This is a genomic window from Streptomyces sp. NBC_00572 (assembly GCF_026341815.1).
Lineage (GTDB): Bacteria > Actinomycetota > Actinomycetes > Streptomycetales > Streptomycetaceae > Streptomyces.
The window spans coordinates 6,516,121-6,537,121 of record NZ_JAPENX010000001.1 but is presented as its reverse complement, the minus strand read 5'-3'; the positions used below and the strand labels follow the sequence as shown (position 1 = coordinate 6,537,121).

At 72.6% G+C, this 21,001-nt stretch carries 19 protein-coding genes; 8 read left to right on the top strand and 11 right to left on the bottom strand.

Features of this window, described 5'->3' with window-relative positions; all coding sequences use genetic code 11:
- Positions 1–24 precede the first annotated feature (24 nt).
- The 3 genes from OG514_RS29655 (at position 25) to OG514_RS29645 (ending at position 4,108) form a co-directional block, all read left to right on the top strand.
- Positions 25–1,926: a DUF2264 domain-containing protein gene (locus OG514_RS29655; RefSeq protein WP_266900044.1), complete on the top strand. Its 1,902-nt coding sequence runs from the start codon at positions 25–27 to the stop codon at positions 1,924–1,926.
- A 52-nt stretch (positions 1,927–1,978) separates the two neighbouring features.
- A complete protein-coding gene (locus tag OG514_RS29650; protein WP_266900043.1) occupies positions 1,979–3,583 on the top strand; it encodes a hypothetical protein in 1,605 nt (534 codons plus the stop codon).
- Positions 3,584–3,715: 132 nt separating this feature from the next.
- Positions 3,716–4,108: a hypothetical protein gene (locus OG514_RS29645; RefSeq protein WP_266900042.1), complete on the top strand. Its 393-nt coding sequence runs from the start codon at positions 3,716–3,718 to the stop codon at positions 4,106–4,108.
- Positions 4,109–4,207: 99 nt separating this feature from the next.
- Here OG514_RS29645 and OG514_RS29640 read toward each other — a convergent pair whose 3' ends face one another.
- Positions 4,208–5,455 (bottom strand): MFS transporter, encoded by a 1,248-nt coding sequence (locus OG514_RS29640; RefSeq protein ID WP_266900041.1) that lies wholly within the window; start codon positions 5,453–5,455, stop codon positions 4,208–4,210.
- 221 nt (positions 5,456–5,676) lie between these two features.
- Here OG514_RS29640 and OG514_RS29635 point away from each other — a divergent pair, with 221 nt between their 5' ends.
- Positions 5,677–6,240 (top strand): hypothetical protein, encoded by a 564-nt coding sequence (locus OG514_RS29635; protein ID WP_266900040.1) that lies wholly within the window; start codon positions 5,677–5,679, stop codon positions 6,238–6,240.
- A gap of 17 nt (positions 6,241–6,257) precedes the next feature.
- Here the strand turns inward: OG514_RS29635 and OG514_RS29630 are convergent, their stop codons facing one another.
- From OG514_RS29630 to OG514_RS29605, 6 genes are read right to left on the bottom strand one after another with little or no spacing between them, the layout of a single operon-like run.
- Positions 6,258–7,652: a M48 family metallopeptidase gene (locus tag OG514_RS29630; protein ID WP_266900039.1), complete on the bottom strand. Its 1,395-nt coding sequence runs from the start codon at positions 7,650–7,652 to the stop codon at positions 6,258–6,260.
- Positions 7,653–7,663: 11 nt separating this feature from the next.
- Entirely contained in the window at positions 7,664–8,272 is a 609-nt protein-coding gene (locus tag OG514_RS29625) for a hypothetical protein (RefSeq protein ID WP_266900038.1), read from the bottom strand.
- Positions 8,247–9,335 carry a hypothetical protein gene (locus tag OG514_RS29620; RefSeq protein WP_266900037.1) on the bottom strand — a complete coding sequence of 363 codons (1,089 nt, stop codon included), beginning with the start codon at positions 9,333–9,335 and terminating at the stop codon, positions 8,247–8,249. The genes OG514_RS29625 and OG514_RS29620 overlap by 26 nt, the downstream gene beginning before the upstream one ends.
- Positions 9,332–10,912 carry a radical SAM protein gene (locus tag OG514_RS29615; RefSeq protein WP_266900036.1) on the bottom strand — a complete coding sequence of 527 codons (1,581 nt, stop codon included), beginning with the start codon at positions 10,910–10,912 and terminating at the stop codon, positions 9,332–9,334. The genes OG514_RS29620 and OG514_RS29615 overlap by 4 nt, the downstream gene beginning before the upstream one ends.
- Positions 10,913–10,919: 7 nt before the next feature.
- Complete coding sequence (locus OG514_RS29610) at positions 10,920–11,642, bottom strand: hypothetical protein (protein WP_266900035.1); 723 nt, start codon at positions 11,640–11,642, stop codon at positions 10,920–10,922.
- 25 nt (positions 11,643–11,667) lie between these two features.
- On the bottom strand, positions 11,668–12,267 hold the full coding sequence (locus tag OG514_RS29605; RefSeq protein ID WP_266900034.1) for a flavoprotein: 600 nt from the start codon (positions 12,265–12,267) through the stop codon (positions 11,668–11,670).
- Positions 12,268–12,473: 206 nt separating this feature from the next.
- Here OG514_RS29605 and OG514_RS29600 point away from each other — a divergent pair, with 206 nt between their 5' ends.
- The 3 genes from OG514_RS29600 (at position 12,474) to OG514_RS29590 (ending at position 16,833) form a co-directional block, all read left to right on the top strand.
- Positions 12,474–12,827: a hypothetical protein gene (locus tag OG514_RS29600; protein WP_266900033.1), complete on the top strand. Its 354-nt coding sequence runs from the start codon at positions 12,474–12,476 to the stop codon at positions 12,825–12,827.
- Between the two features lie 603 nt (positions 12,828–13,430).
- Positions 13,431–15,386 (top strand): BTAD domain-containing putative transcriptional regulator, encoded by a 1,956-nt coding sequence (locus OG514_RS29595; RefSeq protein ID WP_266900032.1) that lies wholly within the window; start codon positions 13,431–13,433, stop codon positions 15,384–15,386.
- Positions 15,387–15,462: 76 nt separating this feature from the next.
- A complete protein-coding gene (locus OG514_RS29590) occupies positions 15,463–16,833 on the top strand; it encodes a hypothetical protein (RefSeq protein ID WP_266900031.1) in 1,371 nt (456 codons plus the stop codon).
- A 51-nt stretch (positions 16,834–16,884) separates the two neighbouring features.
- Here OG514_RS29590 and OG514_RS29585 read toward each other — a convergent pair whose 3' ends face one another.
- Entirely contained in the window at positions 16,885–17,766 is an 882-nt protein-coding gene (locus tag OG514_RS29585) for a DUF1684 domain-containing protein (protein ID WP_266900030.1), read from the bottom strand.
- Positions 17,767–18,080: 314 nt separating this feature from the next.
- A complete protein-coding gene (locus tag OG514_RS29580; protein WP_266900029.1) occupies positions 18,081–18,485 on the bottom strand; it encodes a heavy metal-responsive transcriptional regulator in 405 nt (134 codons plus the stop codon).
- Between the two features lie 35 nt (positions 18,486–18,520).
- On the opposite strand from OG514_RS29580, the gene merB reads away from it, so the two are divergent.
- Positions 18,521–18,766, top strand: a complete 246-nt coding sequence (gene merB, locus OG514_RS29575) for an organomercurial lyase (protein ID WP_266901005.1) — start codon at positions 18,521–18,523, stop codon at positions 18,764–18,766.
- 93 nt (positions 18,767–18,859) lie between these two features.
- Here merB and OG514_RS29570 read toward each other — a convergent pair whose 3' ends face one another.
- A complete protein-coding gene (locus OG514_RS29570) occupies positions 18,860–19,918 on the bottom strand; it encodes a chitinase (RefSeq protein WP_266900028.1) in 1,059 nt (352 codons plus the stop codon).
- Between the two features lie 113 nt (positions 19,919–20,031).
- Positions 20,032–20,913 (bottom strand): LysR family transcriptional regulator, encoded by an 882-nt coding sequence (locus OG514_RS29565; RefSeq protein WP_266900027.1) that lies wholly within the window; start codon positions 20,911–20,913, stop codon positions 20,032–20,034.
- Positions 20,914–21,001 lie beyond the last annotated feature (88 nt).

Below are 21,001 nucleotides of genomic sequence, written 5' to 3'. Positions count from 1 at the left end.
ACCGGACTCTCGAAAGGAGCCCTCGTGCCCGCACCCCATCTCCGCCTGCCGCCGACCGACCGCGTCCTGTCCCCCCGTACCGGCTGGACCCGTGCCCACTGGGAGGCGCTCGCCGACCGGCAGTTGGAGGCGCTCGTCCCGTACGCCACCCCGGGGTTCGCGCAGTACCGCCTGCCCGGCCGCACCAGCTGGTCGGGCGTCGTCTCCGACGGCCTCGAAGGGTACGCACGGTCATTTCTGCTCGCCTCCTTCCGGATCGCGGGTGCGGACGGAAAGGTCGACCCACATCTGATCGAAAGGTATGCGCAGGGTCTGACAGCGGGCACGCTGCGTGACGGCCCCGAAGCCTGGCCGGCGCTCACCGACTGCTCGCAGCAGATGGTGGAGGCGGCCTCCATCGCCATCGGTCTGCACGAGACACGCCCGTGGATCTGGGACACCCTCGACACCGCCGTCCAGGAGCGGGTGGTCGAGTGGCTCTCCGGCTTCGTGGGGGCCCGGACCTGGGACAACAACTGGCGCCTGTTCCAGGTGGTGTCGGAGCAGTTCCTGGCCTCGGTCGGCGCACCGCACAGCAAGGACGACATCGAGGGCGGCCTGGAGCGCATCGAGGACTGGTACGTCGGCGACGGCTGGTACAGCGACGGCGACGGCCGTAACTTCGACTACTACATCGGCTGGGCCATGCATCTGTACCCGCTGCTGTGGGCCCGTATGGCCGGACCGGACGGGGACGGCGGCCGGGGCGCGGTCTACCGGGAGCGCCTCTCCCGGTTCCTGTCCACGTACCCGCAGTTCTTCGGCGCCGACGGGGCACCCGTACACCAGGGGCGTTCGCTGACGTACCGGTTCGCCGCGACGGCGCCGGTGTGGCTCGGCGCCCTCGCCGACTGCACACCGCTCGCCCCCGGTCTCACCCGGCGCCTGGCCTCGGGGACGGCGCGCCACTTCGTGGAGCGCGGCGTCCCGGACGAGCGGGGACTGCTGCCCCTGGGGTGGTACGGCACCCATCTGCCGACGACCCAGCCGTACTCGGGACCGGCGTCCCCGTACTGGGCGAGCAAGGCCTTCCTCGGCCTGCTGCTGCCCGCGGACCATCCCGTGTGGACGGAGCGCGAGCGGCCCCTGCCGGTGGAGGAGGGCACGCAGTACACGGCGCTTCCGGCCCCCGGCTGGCTGCTGCACGGCACCCCGCACGACGGCATCGTCCGGCTCGTCAACCACGGCAGCGACCACAACCCGCCCGACGGTCCCGGCGAGGACGATCCGCACTACGCGAAGTTCGGGTACTCGACGGCCACGGCACCGGAGTCGTCCCCCCACGCGTGGGAGCGCACCGTGGACGGTCATCTGGCGCTGCTCGCCGCCGACGGCACGCCGTCCCGGCGCGGCCGCATCCATCCGGTGTCCTGCGAGGGGCGCACGGCCTCGTCCCGCCACACCGCACGGCTCCCCGGGTACGACGAGGAGTTCCCCGTCGAGTCGACGAGCCTGTTGCACGGTCCCTGGGAGATCCGCGTGCACCGGCTGCGTACCCCCGAGGGGGTACGGGTGCGCGAGGGCGGGTTCGCGGTCGCGGACGTCACACCGCCGCACGTCCTGCGGGGTCCCGGCTGGGCGCTCTCGCGGACGGAGGCGGGGCTCACGAGTGCGGTGGTGGGCCTGTACGGCTGGGACGAGGAGGGCGAGGTCGCCCGCGAGGTCGAGGCCAACGCCTTCGGTCCGCATTCCGCGACGCCGTACCTGTTGACCTCCGGTCCGTTCGATCCCGGGCACGCGGGCGGCACGCGCGTGCAGGCGACGCTGGTGGTTCTGACCCGGGACGCGGTGCACCCCGAGGCCCTGCGCGCGGCGATCCACTGCGAGAGGGGGGCGGACGACCGGATCCGGATCACGTTCCCGGACGGCGAAACGCTGACGGCCTGACTCCCTGACTTCCTGCCGACCGCACATCCGACAGCACGCCCTTGGAGGAGAGATGAAACGACGGTTCGCCCCGCTGACCTCGGTGAGAGCGTGGGCCGCACCGGCCGCACTTCTCGCGGTCGTCTCCGTGTTCTCCTACACGCCGGCGACCGCGGCGCCCTCGCCGGAGACACGGCAGACAGCGCAGGCGCAGCAAGCACAACCGCTCAAGAGCAAGTACCGCGCGGACGCCGGCCTCGGAGACTGTCTCCGCACCTTCGGCGGCGACGACACCGTCCGGGTCGGCGCCTGCACCCCCGCCGCGGGCGAGTACACCTCCATGCGCCAGTGGGAGGCCGTCGACCAGGGCAACGGCTACGTCCTGGTCAGGAACAAGTACCGCACGGACGCCGCACTCGCGGAGTGTCTGCGCACCTTCAGCGGCAACGACACCGTCCAGGTCGGCGCCTGCACCCCCGCCGCGGGCGAGTACACCTCCATGCGTCTCTGGAAGGCCGTCGACCAGGGCAACGGCTACGTCCTCCTCAGGAACAAGTACCGCACGGACGCCGCACTCGCGGACTGTCTCCGCACCTTCAGCGGCAACGACACCGTCCAGGTCGGCGCCTGCACCCCCGCCGCGGGCGAGTACACCTCCATGCGTCTCTGGAACGCCGCCGCCTTCTCCACCGGCTGGCCGGCCCGCCCGGTCACCGGTCAGAAGCGGGCGCTGGTGATGGCCACCCACTGGGACGACGCCGTGCCGGTCGATCCCGGGCCCGTCGAGCAGGCGACCCTGGGGACGGGCACGCCGTCCCTCCGGACGTATCTCCAGGAGGTGTCGGGCGGGGCGCTCGATCTCACGGGAGACATGCTGACCGGTGTCGACCTCGGGGCGCGCCCGACCGGGTGCGAGTCAGCGGCCATCCTGAGCGCCGCACGGGCCGCCGCGCGGGCGCGGGGCGTCGAGCCGGATTCGTACGACTACCTGTTCGTCGACATCTCCCGCCACTCGGCGTGTCCTTGGGAGGGGCTTGCCGCCATGCCCGGCACCTGGGTCCTCTCCAACGGTGTGGGGCACAAGACGTGGATGTGGACGCATGAGTTCGGCCACTCCCTGGGCTTCCAGCACTCCGACACGCTCAAGGCCTGTCCGGTCGCCGGCGCCGTCACGACGGTGAACGGCGCGTGCACGGTGTCCGGGGGCGACGATCCGACCGACACCATGGGCGGCGGCGGGATGCACCTCTACCCGGTCGACTACCGGCAGTTCGCCGGCTGGGTGCCGGACTCCCAGGTCCCGCGCGTCACGGCCGCCGGGAGCTATCAGCTGGGCGTGCTGGGAGAGAGCGGCACCCAGGAGTTCCGGATCGGCCGCCCCGACGGCAGTGTCCTGTCCCTGGAGTACCGCCGGGCCACTCCGCCCTACGACGACTACCTCGCGACCGACCCGCTGGTCAACGGCGTCATCGTCCGCGTCGTCACCGCCGGCGGCACGGTGAAGAACCGGCTCGTGGACGCGACACCGGCGACGTCCACCACCGACGACGCGCCGCTGGCCGTGGGCAGGACGCTGGTGGACGAGGTCGCCGACGCGGCCGTCACGGTGTGCTCGGTGGGCACCCAGGGCGCCGACCTGCGGATCGCGGTGGGCGGCACGACACCTCCCGCCTGCTGATCGCACGGGGCGGCGGTGGGGCGACGAGCCCCCTGTCTCTCCGCACCGGAACGGCCCGGGACAATGGCACCCCCGGGCCGTTCCGCGGACGTACGTGGTCGTGGCCCGGCCGAGCGGAGAGACGAAGGATCGATGACGCTGAAAGTGGGCGGGCGCGTGAAGCTCGCGGTGGAGCTCGCCCTGACGGGGCAGGTCGCCCCGGCCGGGGAATCCCCGACGGAGCCGGCCGCCGTCGTGGGCTTCCTGGCCCTGGCGGCGGGTACCGAGGGCACCGTCGAGGAGGTGGACGACGACCGGCAGGAGACCAAGGAGGTCCGCGAGTGCGCACGGCTCAAGTCCCTCCTCGACGACTTCGGCCACCAGATGCCGCCGGGGAGCAGGGCGCAGCTGGAGGAGCAGGTCGCCGCCCTGGAACCCGCGTGGATCGCGTACCAGGAGGCGGAGATCCCGGTGAGGGTCCGCGTCCGGCTCGACAACGGGTTCGTCCTCCGCGACACCGCCGGGGACGTCTTCGTCGCCGTCTGACACCGGCGTGTCGCGGCCGCGCACCGGTCGCGGTCCCTTCGCCGGTACCGGTCACGGTCCCGTCGTCGGCACCGGTCACGGTCCCGTCGTCGGCACCGGTCACGGTCCCTTCGCCGGTACCGGTCGCCGGATCAGATACGCCGCGGCGGAGGCGACGAGCACCAGCATGCAGGCGATGAACACCAGCCCTGCCCCCTCCAGGCCGAGCGGGTCGGCCAGCAGGCCCACGCCGATCACCGGGATCGAGATGCCGGTGTACGCGACGACGAACAGCGTCGAGATCACCGCCGCGCGGCGGTCCGGCGGCGCCGCGGCGGCGACGGAGGACAGGGCCGCGCGGAAGGCGAGGCCCTGCCCCACGCCGCCGACCACGGCGGCCAGGACGACCAGCGCCAGGAGGTCCGTGTACAGCGCCGCCCCGAGAAGGACGAGGCCGCCGAAGAGGACCGCGCAGCCCAGGGGCAGCGAGCGCGTCACTCCGACGCGGTCGACGGCCAGTTGTCCGGCCGTGGAGGCGAAGAAGGCGAGGGCCACGATCAGGCCGCTCACGGCGTGATTGTCGACGTGCAGGTAGCGGGCGAGGAACGCGGGGCTCACCGAGGTGAACACCCCGAAGAGGGCGAACCCCACGAACGCGGCGATCGCGGCCGGTACGAACACCGCTCGCACCTGCGGTGGCAGCGCGGGCAGCTGCGGCCGTACGGCGGCCGGACCTCGCCTTTCCCGTACGGTCTCGGGGAGCCACAGCAGAACGACGACGGAGATCGCCACCAGGCCGAGGTGCACGGCGAACGGCAGGACCAGGGGATCGGGGGCGTACTCCGCGAGCAGTCCGGCGAGCAGGGGGCCGCAGCCGAGCCCTCCCATGTTGGCGGCCGTGGCCACGAGCGTCGCCCGGGACGCTCCTCCGGCCGGGGCCAGTTCCATGACGTACGCGGTGGCGGCGCCGGTGAACAGACCGGCGGACAGGCCGGAGAGGAGACGGCCCGCGTACAGCCAGCCCACGGTGTCGGCGAGCAGGAAGCACACGGCGCTCGCCGCCGCGAATCCCAGGCCGCAGAGCAGGGTGGGCCGTCTGCCGACCGTGTCCGAGGCGTTGCCCGCGAGCAGGAGTACGCCGATGACCCCGAAGGCGTACACGGCGTACACGACGGTCACGGTCAGCTCGGAGAATCCGAACTTCTCCTGGTAGAGGGGGTAGAGCGGGGTCGGCAACGTGGTGCCGGCCATGCACACGACGAAGACGGCACCGGCGAGCAGACACCGCAGCCAGCCCTTGCGTTCGCCTTCGGTGCGAGGGTCACCTTCCGTGCCAGGGTCGTCGTCCATGCCAGGGTCGTCGGCCATGCCACGGTCACCTTTCATGCAGCGGACCGTAACCCCGCCGACCGCCGGCCGGGCGGCACGAACTGCGGCAACCGCGCAGACGTCACCCGGTCGACGACGCCGCCCGAGACGGTGCTCGCCAAGGCCGGTGCTCGCGGGGGGACGGACACTCCCCCACACGGCGGAGCGGCCCGGTCCGCGGGGAGGATTCCTCGTGACGCCCGTTCCACGAGGGTGGAGCCATGTCGCCGAAGCTCCTTCACACGCCCCCGCCCGTCAGTGACACCGAACAGCCGGTGCCACGCTGGGCGATGCGCCTCGCCTACGCGCTGCCGCTCCTGCTGCTGCCGTCGTGTCTCTGGCGGCTGCCCTTCGCCCTCCACTTCGAGATGGGGCAGGTGCATGAGCGCGGAATGCCGCCGTACTGGGTGAGCATCCCGTACGTGCTCGGGCTCAGCGTGTTCACGGAAGTGGCCGCGCTCCTGGCCGTCGGGCTCGTCCGGGGGTGGGGCGAGGTGGCGCCCGCCTGGATACCGTTCATCGGCGGCAGGCGGGTCCGGCCGATGGCAGCCGTGGTCCCCGCTGTCGTCGGCGGTCTGATCCTCACCGTGCTGTTCACAGCCGTTCCGATCGGCGACGGACGCAGACTGACCGCGTACGGCGTCGCCGACACCGTCGAGTACACCAACGACGCCTGGGAGACGCTCGCGACGGTGTGCATCGCTCCCACCGCCGTGTGGGGGCCCGTCACCCTCGCCCTCGCGGTCGCCTACTACCGTCGCCGGAACCGCGTCCGCCCGGTATGAGGGCCGTTCGGGGCGGGTCACGCCCTCGCTCGTGTGCGGGCGAGGGCGGCCGAACGCCAGGCCGGTCTGAGACCCGGTGTGGCGGGGCCCGACAGCCGCGGGTGGTGGAGTTCCTCCTCCCGGTCGCCGTAGAGCATGGTCACGTTGATGCGGAGGTTCTCGTAGCCGGGGCGGAAGCGGACCGCGTCCGACGCGTGGAAGAGGTCGGAGTTGAAGATCACCGCCCGGTTCTGCCGGTAGGGGATGGTGATGCTGCGGGCCCCGCGGCTGCGCAGGAACGGGCGGATCAGGTCCTGGCGGCCGTTGTAGCTGTCGAAGCCCCAGGACAGCGGGGCGTCCACGTCGTGCACCACCAGGCCGCCCGAGTGCTCGTCGGCGTTCGCGGCGTCCGGCGTGATCCAGAAGTTGACGTTGACGGCGGCGAAGTCCGCGTGCGTGGTGACGTCGGCCGGTACGTCGGGGCCGCACTTGAAGCCCCAGATCTGGCGCAGCGGGTACCGGTCCCCGATGAGCTGCGGCAGGGCGGCCCGCAGTTCCTCGGCGATCTGGGTGAGCAGGGGGCAGACGAAGCCGTCCTGCATGAGCGAGCCCAGTCGGCCGTGGTCGTAGCGGTTGCCGAACCAGACCGTCGACTCCAGACAGAACCGGTACAGCTCGTCCAGCGCCTCCGGGCTGAGGAAGTCGTCGACGGTCACCACGCCGGGTGCGTTCGCCACGTACTGTTCCTCGACCGTGGCGGGATCCCAGCGGCCGGACAGGGCGCGCGCCACGCGCGGGGTGTCCCGGACGTGCAGGAGACGGTTGTACGTGGGCGCGATGGCCCGGTTGGCGTCGGTGTCGAGGGGCTCCCGTGCCCCGGGGCCGTCGGCCGCCAGCCGGTCGTGCACCGACCGGTAGGCGTCGACGACCGGGTCGTACTCCGCACCCAGCACGCCCAGGTGCCGGAGGTGGAGCATCTGGTCGATGTCGTGCCGCAGTTTGGGCACGCTCAGCGGGACGACCGACCGCACGGCGGGGTCGGAGGAGCCCCAGCGCAGGCGGGCGAAGAGCAGGGCGCATCCCTCGGCGAGGGGGAAGTCGCGACGTTCCAGCGCCACCGTGATCGCTTCGGGAAGCCACTCCTCGTCGTCGGTACCCGCATCCGCGCCCACAGCCGTGTCGGCACCCGTGTCGGCACCCGTGTCGGCACCCGCGCCCGCGCGCGGTTCGTCGCACCACGGCAGCGCCTCCTCCCAGCGCCCCGAGGCCACCAGCAGGAGCACCAACTCGCGCCGGGCCGAACGGTCCTGGGGGTCGGCCCGGAGGGCGGCGCCGAGAACGCGCGCCGCCTCCTCAGTACCGCCGGAGCCGGCGGTCGCCCTCACCCGGGCGACCACCGGACCGGCGTCCCACGACGCGACCGCCCGCGGCACCTGGGCCCGCATCATCCGAGCCCGAGCGCGCCGCGCGCCCGGAGCTCCACCGCGTACCTGGCGAGACCGTCGAGGGTCACCGTGGCATACGGCGGCGCGAAGTCCGCGCCGATCGCATGGGCGTCCTCGACCTGCGTGGTTCTGATCCACGTGGTCCAGGTGATGGAGGTCAGCGGTGTGATGCCCCGGGGCTCGATCCCGACGCCCTCCCGGGACTCCCCGGGAAAGTCGGCCTGCCGGCGGCCGTTCTCGTCGCCGCAAAGGGTGTGCGCGGCGTGGAGGTTGACGAAGTAGTGCAGCAGGTCCTCGGTGAGCCCGTGGATGCCGGTCTCCGCCGCGCAGCCTTCGAGCAGGGCGGCGACGACGTCCTGACCGCCGTGACTCACCGTAGCCCCGCAGAAGTCGGTGAGGAACTCCGCACCGGTGGGCACCCTGTCGGTGTGGCTGTGCACGTAGTCCTGAAGCCACTGCAGCAGCTTCGGGTTGGCGAAGACCGCGTACACGAGCCGGTCGGTGAAGACGGCCTGCTCCGCCGATACGGGCGGGACGTCGAGGTACTCCGTCAGGATCCGGGACGGCCCGGTGATGAACTGCTCACGCAGCAGAAAATCCGTCTCCATGGCCTGGAACAGGGCGTCGATGCGCCGTACGTTCGCGGCGCGGGACATCATGCTGGACCGCTGTCCGTTCCATGACCGCGCCGACGCGGGCCTCGCCGGTGTCAGCTCCGCCTCCTGCTCCAGCGTGCTCGCCAATGCGTTCTCCAAGGTGTTCTCCACGGCCTTCTCCTTCGGTCTCGTCGATCGATCGGGGGGTTTCACGGGATGTGTCGGGTGCGTGGGGGTGCGGTTCGAGGAGGCTGCCCCATGCCATCCACTGCTCCGGGGCGGCGCTCACGCACCGGTCCAGCCACGCGCCGTAGGCGTCGAGGGCCGCGTCGAGGGAACCGGGCAGCCGGTCCCCGACGCGAGGGGCGATACGGCCCGCGACCTCGGGGGCGGCGACGGCCCGCGTCTGGAGGTTCCGTCGTGCCGCCAGGGCCAGCAGTCCGGTCGGCACGTCCAGCCGGCCGCCGAGCACCGACAGGGTGCGTACCTGCCGGGTGCCGGGGTAGCAGGTGTCCAGATTCGCGACCATGACGGCGTCCGTGCCCAGCCAGCGGCGGATGTCGGCGGACCCGAGCCGCGTCAGCAGCAGGGGTTCGCCCCGTCGCAGCCGCTGCGCGTACATCTCCCGCACGAGGGGGTTCCGGTCGTGCACGATCGGCAGGACCGGTCGGCCCGTGGCCTCCTCCACGAGCAGCGGCACCATCAGCGCGTGCCCGAGCTGGGTGGTCAGGACGAGGCGCGTCGCACCGATGTGCGCGCGCACTTCGGCGACGGCCTCGTCCCATCCGGGGAGGACCTCGCGCGGTCCGTGCCGCAGGACGTCGTGCAGGCTCAGGTAGTACCCGGCCAGTCGGCTCACCATGGCGACGTACGGATCGGAGGGGTGCCGCCACCGCGCGGCGTACCGCGCGCCGTGGCACCGGAGGAACAGTTTGACGTCGTCGCCGATGGTCTCGGCGAGCAGTCGTACGGCGTACCGGTGCCGCGCCCCTTCGCCGTACGGAGGAGGCGGGTGCGCGGCCAGTGCCCGCAGCATGGCGACGTCCCAGTCGGAGCCGGCGATCCGGATGCTCATCGCGGAGGCGCGGCGGCGAGGTCGGGTGCGCCGGCCGCCGCCTGGGACTTCGCCCGCTCGTAGTAGGCGCGGAGCGCGGAACCGGGACGGGACACGTCCTCCAGTACGCGGGGGAAGAGCGCGAGCCGTGTCGTGCATTCGAGCTCGTCCACCGAGTACAGGGAGCCGTTGTTGATCAGGGCGCGGGCCGGGCAGGTGCCCGCGCACTGGTGCAGCCAGGGGCAGGAGGAGCACGGCGCGTCGTTGAGGAGCCACTGCTCCCGGTCGCGCAGGGCCGCCGCCGCCGGGGTGTTCCGGCTGCGTACGGTCAGCGAGCCGTCGGCGATCGGCAGGACCGTGCGTCCGGGTGGGGGTGACACCGCGGCCCTGGGCAGCAGTTGGAACGCGGGATGGTAACTGCAGTCGCAGGCACGGACGGAGCCCACCGCGTCGAGGACCAGCAGGTCGTTGGAGGCACCGCAGGGCATTTTCATGCACATGTTGGGGCGTTCGACGGTGAGGAACGGCTCGATCAGCTGTACCAGGTTGGTGAGGTACGGGGGTTCGAGGTCGCCGTCGAGGACCTCCGTCAGCCGTCGGCCGAGGAAGGCGGCGAACGTCTGCCGGAAGCGCTGGGTCTCGGGCTTGTCGTCGGCGCGCCCTTCCGCGTCGGCGGGGAGCATCTTCCAGCTGTGCACGCCCATGCTCCGGAAGAACTCCCACACGCGGTCGAGTTCGTCCGGTGTGGTGTCGGTGCCGACGACGCTGATGTAGCCGACCTCCTCGCGCATGAACTCGGGGAAGCGGTCGAAGTTCTCGGCGATCCGCGCGAACGTGCCACGGCCTCGGTGGTCGACGCGGTGCCGGTCGTTGATGTCCTGCGGCCCGTCCAGGGAGACGCCGACCGTGAACGCGTACCGGCGCAGGAACGCGACGACGTCTTCGGTGAAGTGCCGGCCGTTGGTCTGGACGGTGAAGTGCACGGACGCCCCCACCTCGGTGGCGCGCAGTTCCGCGAACTCCACGAGCTCGCGGATCTGGCCGAACCGCAGCATGGGCTCGCCGCCGTGGAACATCAGGGTCAGACGGCGCCCGGGAACCAGGCATTCGGTGATGAGCCGCCTGGCCACCTCGGAGGTCATCCGGCCCGGCCAGCGTCCGCTGTCGAAGTCGTAGCAGTAGTCGCAGGCGATGTCGCAGGCGCCGGTGAGCTTCAGGAGGAGCGCCGTCGGCGGCTCGGCGCCGCCGGACCCGCCGTCACGTGAGCCGTCTCCGTCACCGTCGCCTCGCGGTGCGGGTACGGCGCGGACGCCCGTGCGGCCGCCGACGAAGACCAGGCCCGCGTCGTAGAGCGCCCGCACGGTGCCGGCCGCGTCGGGGAAACCCGGCCAGGCGGTGAAGTCGGCGACGCTCGTGCCGTCCAGTGCGTCGAGCATCGGGTAGAGGGCGGCCGGCAGGCGGAGCCAGCCCGGCCGTCCGTGGGGCAGCAGGAGGAGTTCGTCGTCCGCGACGGGGATGCGGTAGTGGCGGGCGACCCGGATCGGCTCGCCGCCGTCCAGGTCCTTCCAGCGGGGCAGCGGAGCGATGCTGTACTTCATCGTGGCGTCAGCAGCAGGTGGTCTTGGACCAGGACGAGGGCAGCAGTTCGTCGTTGCCCGACTCGTCCACCTGACGGACGTCGAAGCGGCCGAACCGGTCGACGTCGAACCCGCTGTCCCTCAGATAGGCGTGGATCTCCGGGCTGACCCGTGAGGTGAAGGGGACGCCGTCGCCGCCGAGGAGGCCCCGGTTGTGCGCCGCGATCGTCTCCAGGTCCACGCCGTGGGTGCGCAGATAGGCGCGGGCCCGCTCCGAGAGCCGGCAGTCCCCGAACAGGGCGGTGGCCACGTCCTCGGTGAGCTCGGCCGACTCGGCGATGTCCCGTGCGGTGGTGCCGGGAAGCTTGATGTTGATCTCCAGTGCGTCGGAGGGCCGCTCCGCGCCGTCGTAGGCGTCGTACGTGAACGTCATGAGGGCGCAGCCGCCCGAGGTGAGGTCGATGCCGTGCCGTCGGCAGACCTCGGCGAGCTTGTCGCTCGGGACGAACTCCACGGCGCCCGGGGACGGGCAGACACCGAGGGGCTCGCGTGCGGCGAGCGAGGCGAGGTGGTTGAAGTCGACGCCGTGCTCCGCCAGCACGCCGCTCAGCTCGGGCCTGACGCGCTCGTTGCCGAAGAGGAAGCGGGCGAGGGACTGCTCGAAGCGGGCGCGCTGCCCGGCCGGGACGTCCACGGGGACGAGGACCTCGATCTGGACGAGGGGGACGCTCTTGGTCTTCTGGGGGGTCATCTGCTGTGCTCCGTTCTCGGGGGACTCATGAGGGAGGAGTTTGCGCCGGTACGGCGGTCAGCGCGGCGAGTGCCGCGGCGACCTCCGCCACCGGTGGTGCGGCACCGTCACGGGGAGGCAGCACCTGGGCTCCGGCGGCCATGAGCCGCCGGACGTTCTGCCGTACCAGGGCGCCGTTCCACATGCGCGGGTGCATCGACGGCACGACCAGGGTGGGAATCCCCGTCGCGCACAGATAGGTGGTGGAGGCCAGGTCGGTCGCGAGGCCGCCGGCCACCCGCCCGAGGAACCCGGCCGAGGCCGGGTAGACCAGCACCCGCCGGGCGACGTCGGTGAGCCAGACGTGCAGCGGCCGAATCTCGGGGCCGGTGGTCTCGCAGGTCAGCACCGGGCAGCGGCCGAGGTGGCGCACCGCCGCCGGGGTCACGAACCGCCGTGCCGCCTCGGTGAGGATCACGGCCGTCGGTCCCGGAAGTGCCGACGACAGTTCATGGAGGAGGCCGCCGATGTTGACCGCGGCGACCGATCCGGTGCCGATGACGAGCGTGAGCCCGTCGCGGGAGGCCGTCTCGGTGAACGCCTCGGTGAGACCGTGTGGGAGCGGCGCACCGATGTCGTCGAACATCCTGGTCTCCGGATGAGGTGGGTCGGTTCAGCGCCTCGCGGGACCGGAGCGGAAGCGCCATGGCTTCATCGTTAGCAGGACCGGATGGGCTCGCCGGGGAACAGGCGCGCGACTCCCGACACTCCATCCCAACAGCGGTCCGACATGTGGGGTACGAACAGCTGTCCCCTGAGCAGACGCACAGGGAGGACGCACCCCTGCGGACCTTGCCGCCGGCCACGACCATCGATGGTTCGGCGACGGAGGCGTGCGACTGCGAAGTCGCCGTGGACGGCGGCGCCCGTCAGCCGGCATCCACCGCCACGCCCGGCCCCGCCGAGTTCCAGGTCGACGACGCGGCGAGCTTCCTCGACATCGCGGCCACGCCGCACTCGCCCGAATTCCGGCCCGTGCAGGGGCCGTTCACGTTCCAGTCTCCGGATTCCGGTTCCCTGATTCCCATCGACGCGCGCTGTTGGCCGGAACTCACCTGGTCGGCCTGGCGGCGGGTGCCGGTCCGGGCTCCCCGGTTGCCACGGGCATCGACTCACCCGCCGTTCGCGCGGGGGATGTTCTCCTGAGATGCGTAGTTCACGCTGGTCGCGGCGGCATGTCGGGCGGAGGGTCGAGGGTGGCGGGCCACCCGGGTCACACCCCCTGGAATTCCTCGCCCCTCATGACCGCCGAGGCTCATGCCGGGTGGTCGGGAAGCAGCCATTCTTTGCCTCCGGCGTACCTCATGGGCGATCTTCCGCGGGTGGCGGCTCGTTCCCGAGGGTCGTCCGGATAGCGGACGGAGGGTGTCATGACCTCATCACCGTCTCCCCTCGTCCTCATCGAATCCGCATCGCTGCACGCACGCGCGGCACCGTCAACCGCCCACCCGCAGATGTCCGGAAGGGCTCAGGCCCCGTCCCCTCCCGGTCGCCGCCGCTGTACGTTCCTCCTGACCCTGACGCCGACCGGGGTCACCCACGCTCCCGCTCCCTCGCCCAGGCCGCTCCGGCAGCCTCAGCAGCCCAGCGCGTCGCCCCTCCCTCGTGCCGTCCCTCTGCCTTCCCGGTGGTTCGCCATGCCCGCTGCACCCGCCCGGCCCCCGACCTCCCGCCCCCGGCCGCCGCACGACTCCGGCCGACCGTAGGGGACCCACCCGGCACCAGCGGACGAGGAAGGCGAACACAACTGTGCGATTCCAACTGCTCGGGCCCCTCAGCGTCACCGACGGGCGGGACGTCGTGGCGCTCCCGCCCTCCAAGCCGACCGCGCTGCTCGCCGCACTGCTCCTCCGCCCGGGCTCCGTCGTCTCCACCGACCGCCTGCGCGACATCGTCTGGGGCGAGGAACACCCACCGACGGCCAAGACCGCCCTGCAGAGCTGTGTCCTGCGACTGCGGCGACTCTTCGCCAAGTACGGCATCGAGAACCAGGCCGTCGTCGCGGTGGCGGGCGGCTACCGCATCGACGCCGACCCGGGGACGCTCGACCTGCTCCACTTCCGCCGCCTCGTCGAGCAGGCCACCGCCTCCGGGAACGACTCCGAGCCGTACACCCTGCGGACCGCCCTCGCCCTGTGGCAGGGAGCCCTGCTCTCCAACGTCCCCTCCGACCTGCTGCACCGGGACGAGGTGCCCCGCCTCGCGGAGGAGCGGCTGCGGGTCCTGGAGCGCGTCTGCGACATCGAACTGGAGCACGGCCGATGTCGCGAAGCCCTCGTTGATCTTTGGGAGGTTACGCGCGTATACCCCGCCCACGAGCGGTTCGCCGAGCAGCTGATCGAGGCGCTGTACCGGACGGGCCGGCAGACCGAGGCGCTCGCGGAGTACCGCAGGATCAAGGGGCATCTGAGGGAGCGGCTCGGCGTCGATCCGCGGGCCGAACTCCAGCGTCTGGAACTGGCGATCCTGCGGGGTGAGGACCTCGGCCGCCTCGACGCCGCGCGGGCGCGGGTCGCCGCGACCACGTCCCCGGGCGGGCTCTTACCGACACCGGCGGCCGCCGTACCGTCCCGTGTTCCCGCGCCGGCGGAACAGACCGGGGCTCCCGGACCGCAGGCCCTCCACACCTCTGCCGACCAGGCCTCCCCCGCCTCCCCGCCCCCGCCTCCGCCGATTCCGACCGTGCCCGGCTTCACCGGACGTGAGGGTGAAGTCGACTCCCTGGTGCGGCTGTTGACAGCCGGTGGGTCCCGCGAGAAATCACCGCGAACCCCTTTCGCCGTCCTCTCCGGAGCGCCCGGCATCGGCAAGACCGCCCTCGCGCTCCACGTCGCCCATCTGGTGAGCGGTCACTTTCCCGGCGGGTCCGTCCTGGTGCCGCTGACCCGTCCGGACGGAAGCCCCCGCCCGGCGGAGGAGGCCGCCGACGAAGTCCGCCGGGCGCTGCCCGCCGTGCCCGGGGCGCACCGGGGCCCCGCCCTTCTCGTCCTCGACGATGTCGTCCGCCCCGATCAGGTCCGCCCCCTGCTGACCGCGCACGCCTGCGGTGCGGCGATCGTCACCAGCCGGATGGGGCTCGCCGCGCTCGTCGCCACCCACGGCGGCACCGTGCACCGGCTCGGCGCTCTCGATCCGGAGCAGTCGCAGGCGCTCCTCACCGCGGTCGTCGGCCGGGAGCGGATCGCCGCCGAGCCCGCCGCGGCGCTCCCCCTCGCGACCGCGTGCGGCCACCATCCGCTCGCCCTGCGCATCGCCGCCGCTCGGCTGCTCACCCGGCCCCGGCTCCGCCTCGCGGACTACACCGACTGGCTCCTGCACGACGCCGTCGGCCGGCTCAGCCTCGCCGACGATCCCCAGATGTCGGTGCCGCACCGGCTGGACGAGGCCCTGAAGCGGCTCCCGCCGGCGCTCGCCGAGGCCCATCTGCGGCTGGCCGCGTCACCCCACGACCCGCTCACCACCGCACGGGCCGCCGCCGTCCTCGGACTTCCGGAGGAGACGACGGAGCAGGTCGTCGAGCGGCTCCTCGACGCCGGTTTCCTGGAGGAGGGCCAGCCGGGCGCCTTCTGGACGCACGATCTGCTGCGCGCGCACGCCCGCCGCGCGGCGGGCCCCTCCCCCGGCCACGCCGCCGCCCTCCTCCGCCCGCCCCGCGACGGGGAGTTCCCGCAGCTGGACGGCACCAGGCCCGCCGCCCTGAGGTGACGGCGCGGCCCCACCCGCAGAGACGCCCACCACCCCGGGCCCCATCTCGCCTTGCCACGAGAGGTGTGACGCACGCATGACCCTTACGTCGTACGCGGAGATCGCCGGAACCCGGCCCCGAGTCCGTCGAGATGTCCTGTTCACCCAGACCCCGAACGGCGTGATCTTCCACAAAGCCGACGGCGGTTTCCAGCTCACCGCCAAGTCCGGCTACCGGTTCGCCACGCTGCTCATGCCGTACCTGGACGGCAGCAGAGCGGTCGAGGAGATCTGCGCGGGCTTCGGCGACACCCAGAAGGCCATGGTGGGCGAGCTGGTGCAGGCGCTCTACGGGCGCGGCTTCGCCCGTCCCGTTCCGGCGCCGGAGGAGGCGGCGCCCGTGCCCGCTCCGCCCGTCGCCGCCCGCTTCGCCCCGCAGATCGCCTACATCGACCACTACGCCGATGCCGCCGACGCCCGGTTCGCCCGCTTCCGGGCGGCCCGGGTCGCGGTCATCGGCGACGGGCCGGTGGCCCGCTGGTGCGTGCTCTCCCTCGTACGGAACGGCTGCGCCGCCATCGGCGTCGACCGTTCCCTCGCCGAGGGCACCGCCGGTGTGACTCCGGAGGAGTTCGCGGCCGTCCGCGCGGAGGTCGCCGCGCTCGCCGAGGAGGGCTGCCCCGTCGAACTGCCCCTGCTGCCCGGGCCGGTGGCGGGCCGGCCTCGGGAGGGCTGGTCCGCGTACGAGGGGTACGACGTGGTGGTGGCCGCCGCCGGGCCCGGCGTCCCGGCCGTGCTGCTGCCGTTGCTGCGGGAGGGCGTGCCGCAGGGTCGTACGCTCCTGCCCGCCTGGACGTTCGGCGGCTCGGCGGTCGTCGGCCCGGCCATGACCCCCGAGTCGGCGTCCTGCTGGTCCTGCGCCGCCCTGCGGCTCGGGGCGGCCGGTGGTGCTGCCGCCTCGGACGCCGCCGAGCTGTGGAGCGGTCTCGCGCTCGGCACCGGTACGCCCGGGGTCCAGCCGACCGGACCGCTCGCGGCGATGTCGGACTGCGCGCCCTCACGGACGCCTCCCTCGACCGCGCGCTCACGGCGGTGGAGCGCATCGTCCGGGCCGAATGCGCCACCTCCGCCTGTCCCCGCGAACCCGACGTCTCGACCGTCTCCCGTGCTCCTGCCCTGTTCGGCGATCCGGCCGCGACCCGGGCGGTCCGCGCCGCCCACACCGCCCTCTACGGCCCCGCCCGGGTGGCCGACTGGCCGCCGTCCCTGGCTTCGGAGGACTTCCCGCTGTACGGGGGCGCGGGCGTCGCACTCCACGGAGAGAAGGACGTTCCCCTCGTCTACTGGATGCTCGGCACCGCGAGCCCCCGCCAGTGGGCGGCCACGGCCGGCCGGCTCCCGCCCAACCACTCTCCGCTCTTCGCACCGGACGTGCGTACGGCCCTGCCGCCGGCCATCACCGCCCTGACAGCGGCGGCGCTGAACCGGCTGGCAGGGCAGCGGACGCCCGACGGAGCTCTCAGGGATTGATCGGGCCGCGCTCGTGGGGGATCTTCTCCCCGGCCTCGACGGCGAGGGGAAGGCGGTTCTCGGCGGGCGGCAGCGGGCAGGTCGCGAAGTCGGTGTACGCGCAGGGCAGGTTGGTGGCCCGGTTGAAGTCGACGACCACCTCGCCGTCGGGTCCGGGTGCCTCGATCCGCAGGTTGCGGTTGGCCGCGTACGTGGTGACGCCCGAGGTCGCGTCGGTGAACAGCACCGTGAAGGTGCCGGGCGTGTGCCCGTTGAACGCCGTCAGGCTCAGCTCCCGGCCGTCGAGCCGGAAGTCGATCCGGCCCGGCGCGTCGTAGACGTGCCGCAGCCCCTCGACGGAGGCACCCACAGTGGTCGGCCGCGGCTCGGGGAAGGGGACGTACCGGCCGGTGACGACCCAGCGCGGATCGGGCGTGTACGCGGGAGTTCCGGCGAAGGCCACCCGCAGCGGGTGGCCGGGGTGCCGCGGCCGGACCACGTCGTGGCCGCCGCGCTTGGCGACCTCGATGACGATGTCGCCCCAGACCGCGTCGACGCCGCCGCGCTCGGGGATGACGCCGAAGACGTGCCGTCCCCGGACGACGGTGCCGTCGACGACGAGTTCCGCGCCCTCGTCGAGCTCGACGGTGACGCCGTCGGGTCCGGTCGACCAGACCCCGGGGGTGTCGGGGACGCGCTGCGGCTCGTCGGTGAGCCAGTGGAGGCCGGTGATGGCGAGGAAGCCGTGCTCGGCGGCGAGCCGGGCGTCCTTGTCGCGGTGCCACTCCTCCCACTCGGCGACGAAGGCCTTCACACCACTGTCGGTGTCGGTGTCGGTGTCGGTGTCGGTGTCGACCTCGGCTGCGGGAACGGGGGCGTTACGCGTGGTCATGGGTCCTCCTGATGTCGTCTGCGCATCGCGTGGGGGGCTTGCACCGGAGGCCGCTCGCGCCCGCCCGTGCCGACGGGGCCCGGAAGGGCGGCCGGAGGGTGACGCTCAGGGGGTGACGGGGACGCGGCGGTCGCGCGGGCGACGGCCGGCTGCCGGGACGAGGGCCTCGGGTCAGCCGGTACAGGCCGTGGTCGTGACGCGCACGTAGTCCACGTGTCGACGCGTCACGAGCAGGGTCATGCGGCCAGCAAAGCACAACTTCCGCGCCCTGGTGAAAGGTTCACCGAATGGGACGACGCGGTGGAACCGCGGAGTTACGGCCGTACGGGCGTGAGGATGGTGCAGATGCCCTCCGCCTCGCAGGCGGCGGGGTCGGTGACCGCGGCGCGGTCGGCCAGGGTGCGCAGTACGTCTCGGGTGGCGGCGAGCTCGGACATTCGCCGGGCGATGTCGTCGAGGTGCTCGTGGATGAGTCCGGTGACATGGGCGCAGGGCAGGTGGCCGTCGTCGCGAAGGGCGAGGACCGATCGGATCTCGGCGAGGGTGAGACCGGCGCGCTGCGCGTCGCGGACGAACGCGAGACGCGTGACGGCGTGCTCGGGGTAGCCGCGGTAGCCGCCCGGGGTCCGCAGTGGCGCGGGGAGCAGACCGCGGTCCTCGTAGAAGCGGAGCGTCTTGGTCGTCAGCCCGGCGCGGGCGGCGAGGTCACCGATGCGCATACCCCCAGATCAACTCTTGACCTTCCAGAGACCCCATCACCGTCACCTCGACCGGCGGCACCGTGCGCTGGCAACCGCCGAGCGCGGTGGTCTTCGTCGGGCAGCGGCCCGGCGGCGGGCCCGCGGCGTCCACCTGCTGCGATGCGCTGAACTTCTTCACCGACCCGGCGAGCGCCCACGTCTGGACAGGACGACACCCGGACATCCCCGGCCGCATCGTCGACCTGTCGGACGCGGAAGGCATCGGCCGCCGGACCTTCGGCCCCCTCCTCGCCCCCTGAGATCCACGACGGCCACCCGATCCCTGGTTCCGGCTCGACCGCGGCGCCGTCGCGCCGCGGCCTCCCCGGAAAGGATCCGCCGCTCCGAGGGGCCTAACGCCCCTGGAGCGCCTTGACGTTGTCGCCGAAGGTCCAGCCCCTCGACCCGTCCCAGTTCGCCGACCAGGTCATCAGGCCCTTGAGCGCCCCGCCGTAGTGGTTCCATGCCTGGGCCACGAGCGACGGCGCCATGTGGCCGCCGCCCGCGCCCGGCTGGGCGGGCAGGCCGGGGACCTGCTTGTCGTAGGGCACCCGGATGGTGGTGCCCTGGATCACGAGGCCCCGGTTCAGACAGTCGGTCTGCGCGACGAACCCGGCGACCGTGCCCGCGGAGTAGGAGTCACCCGAGCATCCGTACATGCTGCCGTTGTAGTACTGCATGTTGAGCCACCACAGGCGCCCGTTGTCGGCGTACTTCTTGACGATCGGCAGGTACGCGCCCCAGATCGAGCCGTAGACGATGCTGCCACCGGTGACGTAGGCGGTCTCCGGTGCCATCGTCAGTCCGAACCCGGCGGGCATCCGGGCGAGGACGCCGTCGATGATGTACACCAGGTTGGCCTGCGACGCGGACAGGGTGCCGATGCTGCCGCTGCCGACAAGACCGGTCTCGATGTCGATGTCGATCCCGTCGAAGTTGTACGTCTTCAGGATGGGCACGATGGTCGCGATGAACCGGTCCGCGACGGCACGGGAGTTGAGGTCGATCCCCGCGGCGGCGCCGCCGATGGACATGAGGAGCGTCGCTCCGGCCGCCTTGGCGTTGCACATCTGCGCCGGGGTGGAGACGCGGACGGTGTTGTCCATGCCGTCCTCCCACAGCACCGTCCCGTCCGAACGGATGACGGGGAAGGCGGCGTTGACGACGTTGTAGCCGTGGGCCGCGAAGCGGGGGTCGTCGATGGGCGCCCAACCGAAGGGCGGGTGGACGCCGTTGGCCGCGCCGTCCCAGTTCTCCCAGTACCCCTGGAGCACCTTTCCGGCGGGCTTGGGCTTGAGGGCACAGGTGTCCGCGGCGGCGGCGGACGGGGTGGCGGTCGCGGTGAGGGCGGCGGCCGCGAGCAGGGCGGCGAGACCCGCTCCGAGGACACGGGCGATACGAGAGCCTGGCATGCGTGCTCCTGGGGACGTGGGGGGATGGTCCTGGGCATGGCGCGCGCTCCAGCAGACCGTAGGTTGGTCCAGACCATTCGTCAACCACCCTCGCGCGCCCCGGTGTTGCTCCCCTACCGCTCCACGGCGTGCAGGGCCCGCAGCAGATGTCGCAGCACGGGGCCCGGCGGACCCGGTCGTACGGCGAGCGACGTGGTCACGGCGAGGTCCGTGAGCGGCCGGACGGCCACCCGGGGGACCGAGGGCACTCCGCGCACCTCGTAGAAGAGGGTCCACGAGGGTGCCCGCGCCGTGCCGATCGCGGCGAGGGTCGCCCTGAGATCGGTGAACGGCGGCCCCGGTACCGGTCGGGACCCGGCGGCAGCGTGCAGGGCGCCGGTGACCAGCTCATGGAAGGGAGGGTTACCGCCCTCGGGCGCGAGCCGGAGCGGGAGGCAGGCCAGTTGCTCCAGCCGGAGCGCCCGCCCGGCCGCGAGCGGATGGCTCTCCGGCAGTGCGACGTACAGCGGATCGTTCCACAGCGGCAGCAGTTCGAGACCGGGCGCGCTCGGCACCGCCCGGACCAGGGCCGCGTCCAGCTCTCCGGCACGCACCGCCGCCAGTCGGCGGACGACCGGCAGTCTGTGCAGACGTACCTGCAGGTGCGGTGCGCCGGTGGCGAGTTCACCCAGGACGCGGTCGATCCGGTCGCCCGGTCCGTGGACGGCGGCGAGGCGCAGGATCCCGTCGTCACCGGCCGTGACATCGGCAGCCACGCGCGACGCCTGCTCGGCGGCAGCGAGTACGGCGCGGGCCTCGGGCAACAGCCGTTCACCCGCACCGGAGAGGCCGACCCGCCGGGTGGTGCGCTCGAAGAGCACCACGCCCCACTCGCGTTCGAGCCGCCTGATCTGCTGGCTGACCGCCGACTGGACGATGCCGAGGCGCTCGGCGGCCTTCCCGAAGCCGCCTTCCTCGGCCACGGCCACGAAGTACCGCAGCTGGCGCAGCTCCATGAGGCTTTCCGCCCCTCTCGTTCCTCGCGCGGCCCATTCATCACGAACGGTGATGTCTGTCCTCGACAACCGCCTGTGGTGCGACAGG

Bases quoted from the DNA above. Each gene is read 5' to 3' on its own strand.
- OG514_RS29650 (WP_266900043.1), top strand. From the start codon at position 1,979: ATGAAACGACGGTTCGCCCCGCTGACCTCGGTGAGAGCGTGGGCCGCA.
- OG514_RS29645 (WP_266900042.1), top strand. From the start codon at position 3,716: ATGACGCTGAAAGTGGGCGGGCGCGTGAAGCTCGCGGTGGAGCTCGCC.
- OG514_RS29640 (WP_266900041.1), bottom strand. From the start codon at position 5,455: ATGGCCGACGACCCTGGCATGGACGACGACCCTGGCACGGAAGGTGAC.
- OG514_RS29635 (WP_266900040.1), top strand. From the start codon at position 5,677: ATGTCGCCGAAGCTCCTTCACACGCCCCCGCCCGTCAGTGACACCGAA.
- OG514_RS29625 (WP_266900038.1), bottom strand. From the start codon at position 8,272: ATGGAGACGGATTTTCTGCTGCGTGAGCAGTTCATCACCGGGCCGTCC.
- OG514_RS29620 (WP_266900037.1), bottom strand. From the start codon at position 9,335: ATGAGCATCCGGATCGCCGGCTCCGACTGGGACGTCGCCATGCTGCGG.
- OG514_RS29615 (WP_266900036.1), bottom strand. From the start codon at position 10,912: ATGAAGTACAGCATCGCTCCGCTGCCCCGCTGGAAGGACCTGGACGGC.
- OG514_RS29610 (WP_266900035.1), bottom strand. From the start codon at position 11,642: ATGACCCCCCAGAAGACCAAGAGCGTCCCCCTCGTCCAGATCGAGGTC.
- OG514_RS29605 (WP_266900034.1), bottom strand. From the start codon at position 12,267: ATGTTCGACGACATCGGTGCGCCGCTCCCACACGGTCTCACCGAGGCG.
- OG514_RS29590 (WP_266900031.1), top strand. From the start codon at position 15,463: ATGACCCTTACGTCGTACGCGGAGATCGCCGGAACCCGGCCCCGAGTC.
- OG514_RS29585 (WP_266900030.1), bottom strand. From the start codon at position 17,766: ATGACCACGCGTAACGCCCCCGTTCCCGCAGCCGAGGTCGACACCGAC.
- OG514_RS29580 (WP_266900029.1), bottom strand. From the start codon at position 18,485: ATGCGCATCGGTGACCTCGCCGCCCGCGCCGGGCTGACGACCAAGACG.
- OG514_RS29570 (WP_266900028.1), bottom strand. From the start codon at position 19,918: ATGCCAGGCTCTCGTATCGCCCGTGTCCTCGGAGCGGGTCTCGCCGCC.
- OG514_RS29565 (WP_266900027.1), bottom strand. From the start codon at position 20,913: ATGGAGCTGCGCCAGCTGCGGTACTTCGTGGCCGTGGCCGAGGAAGGC.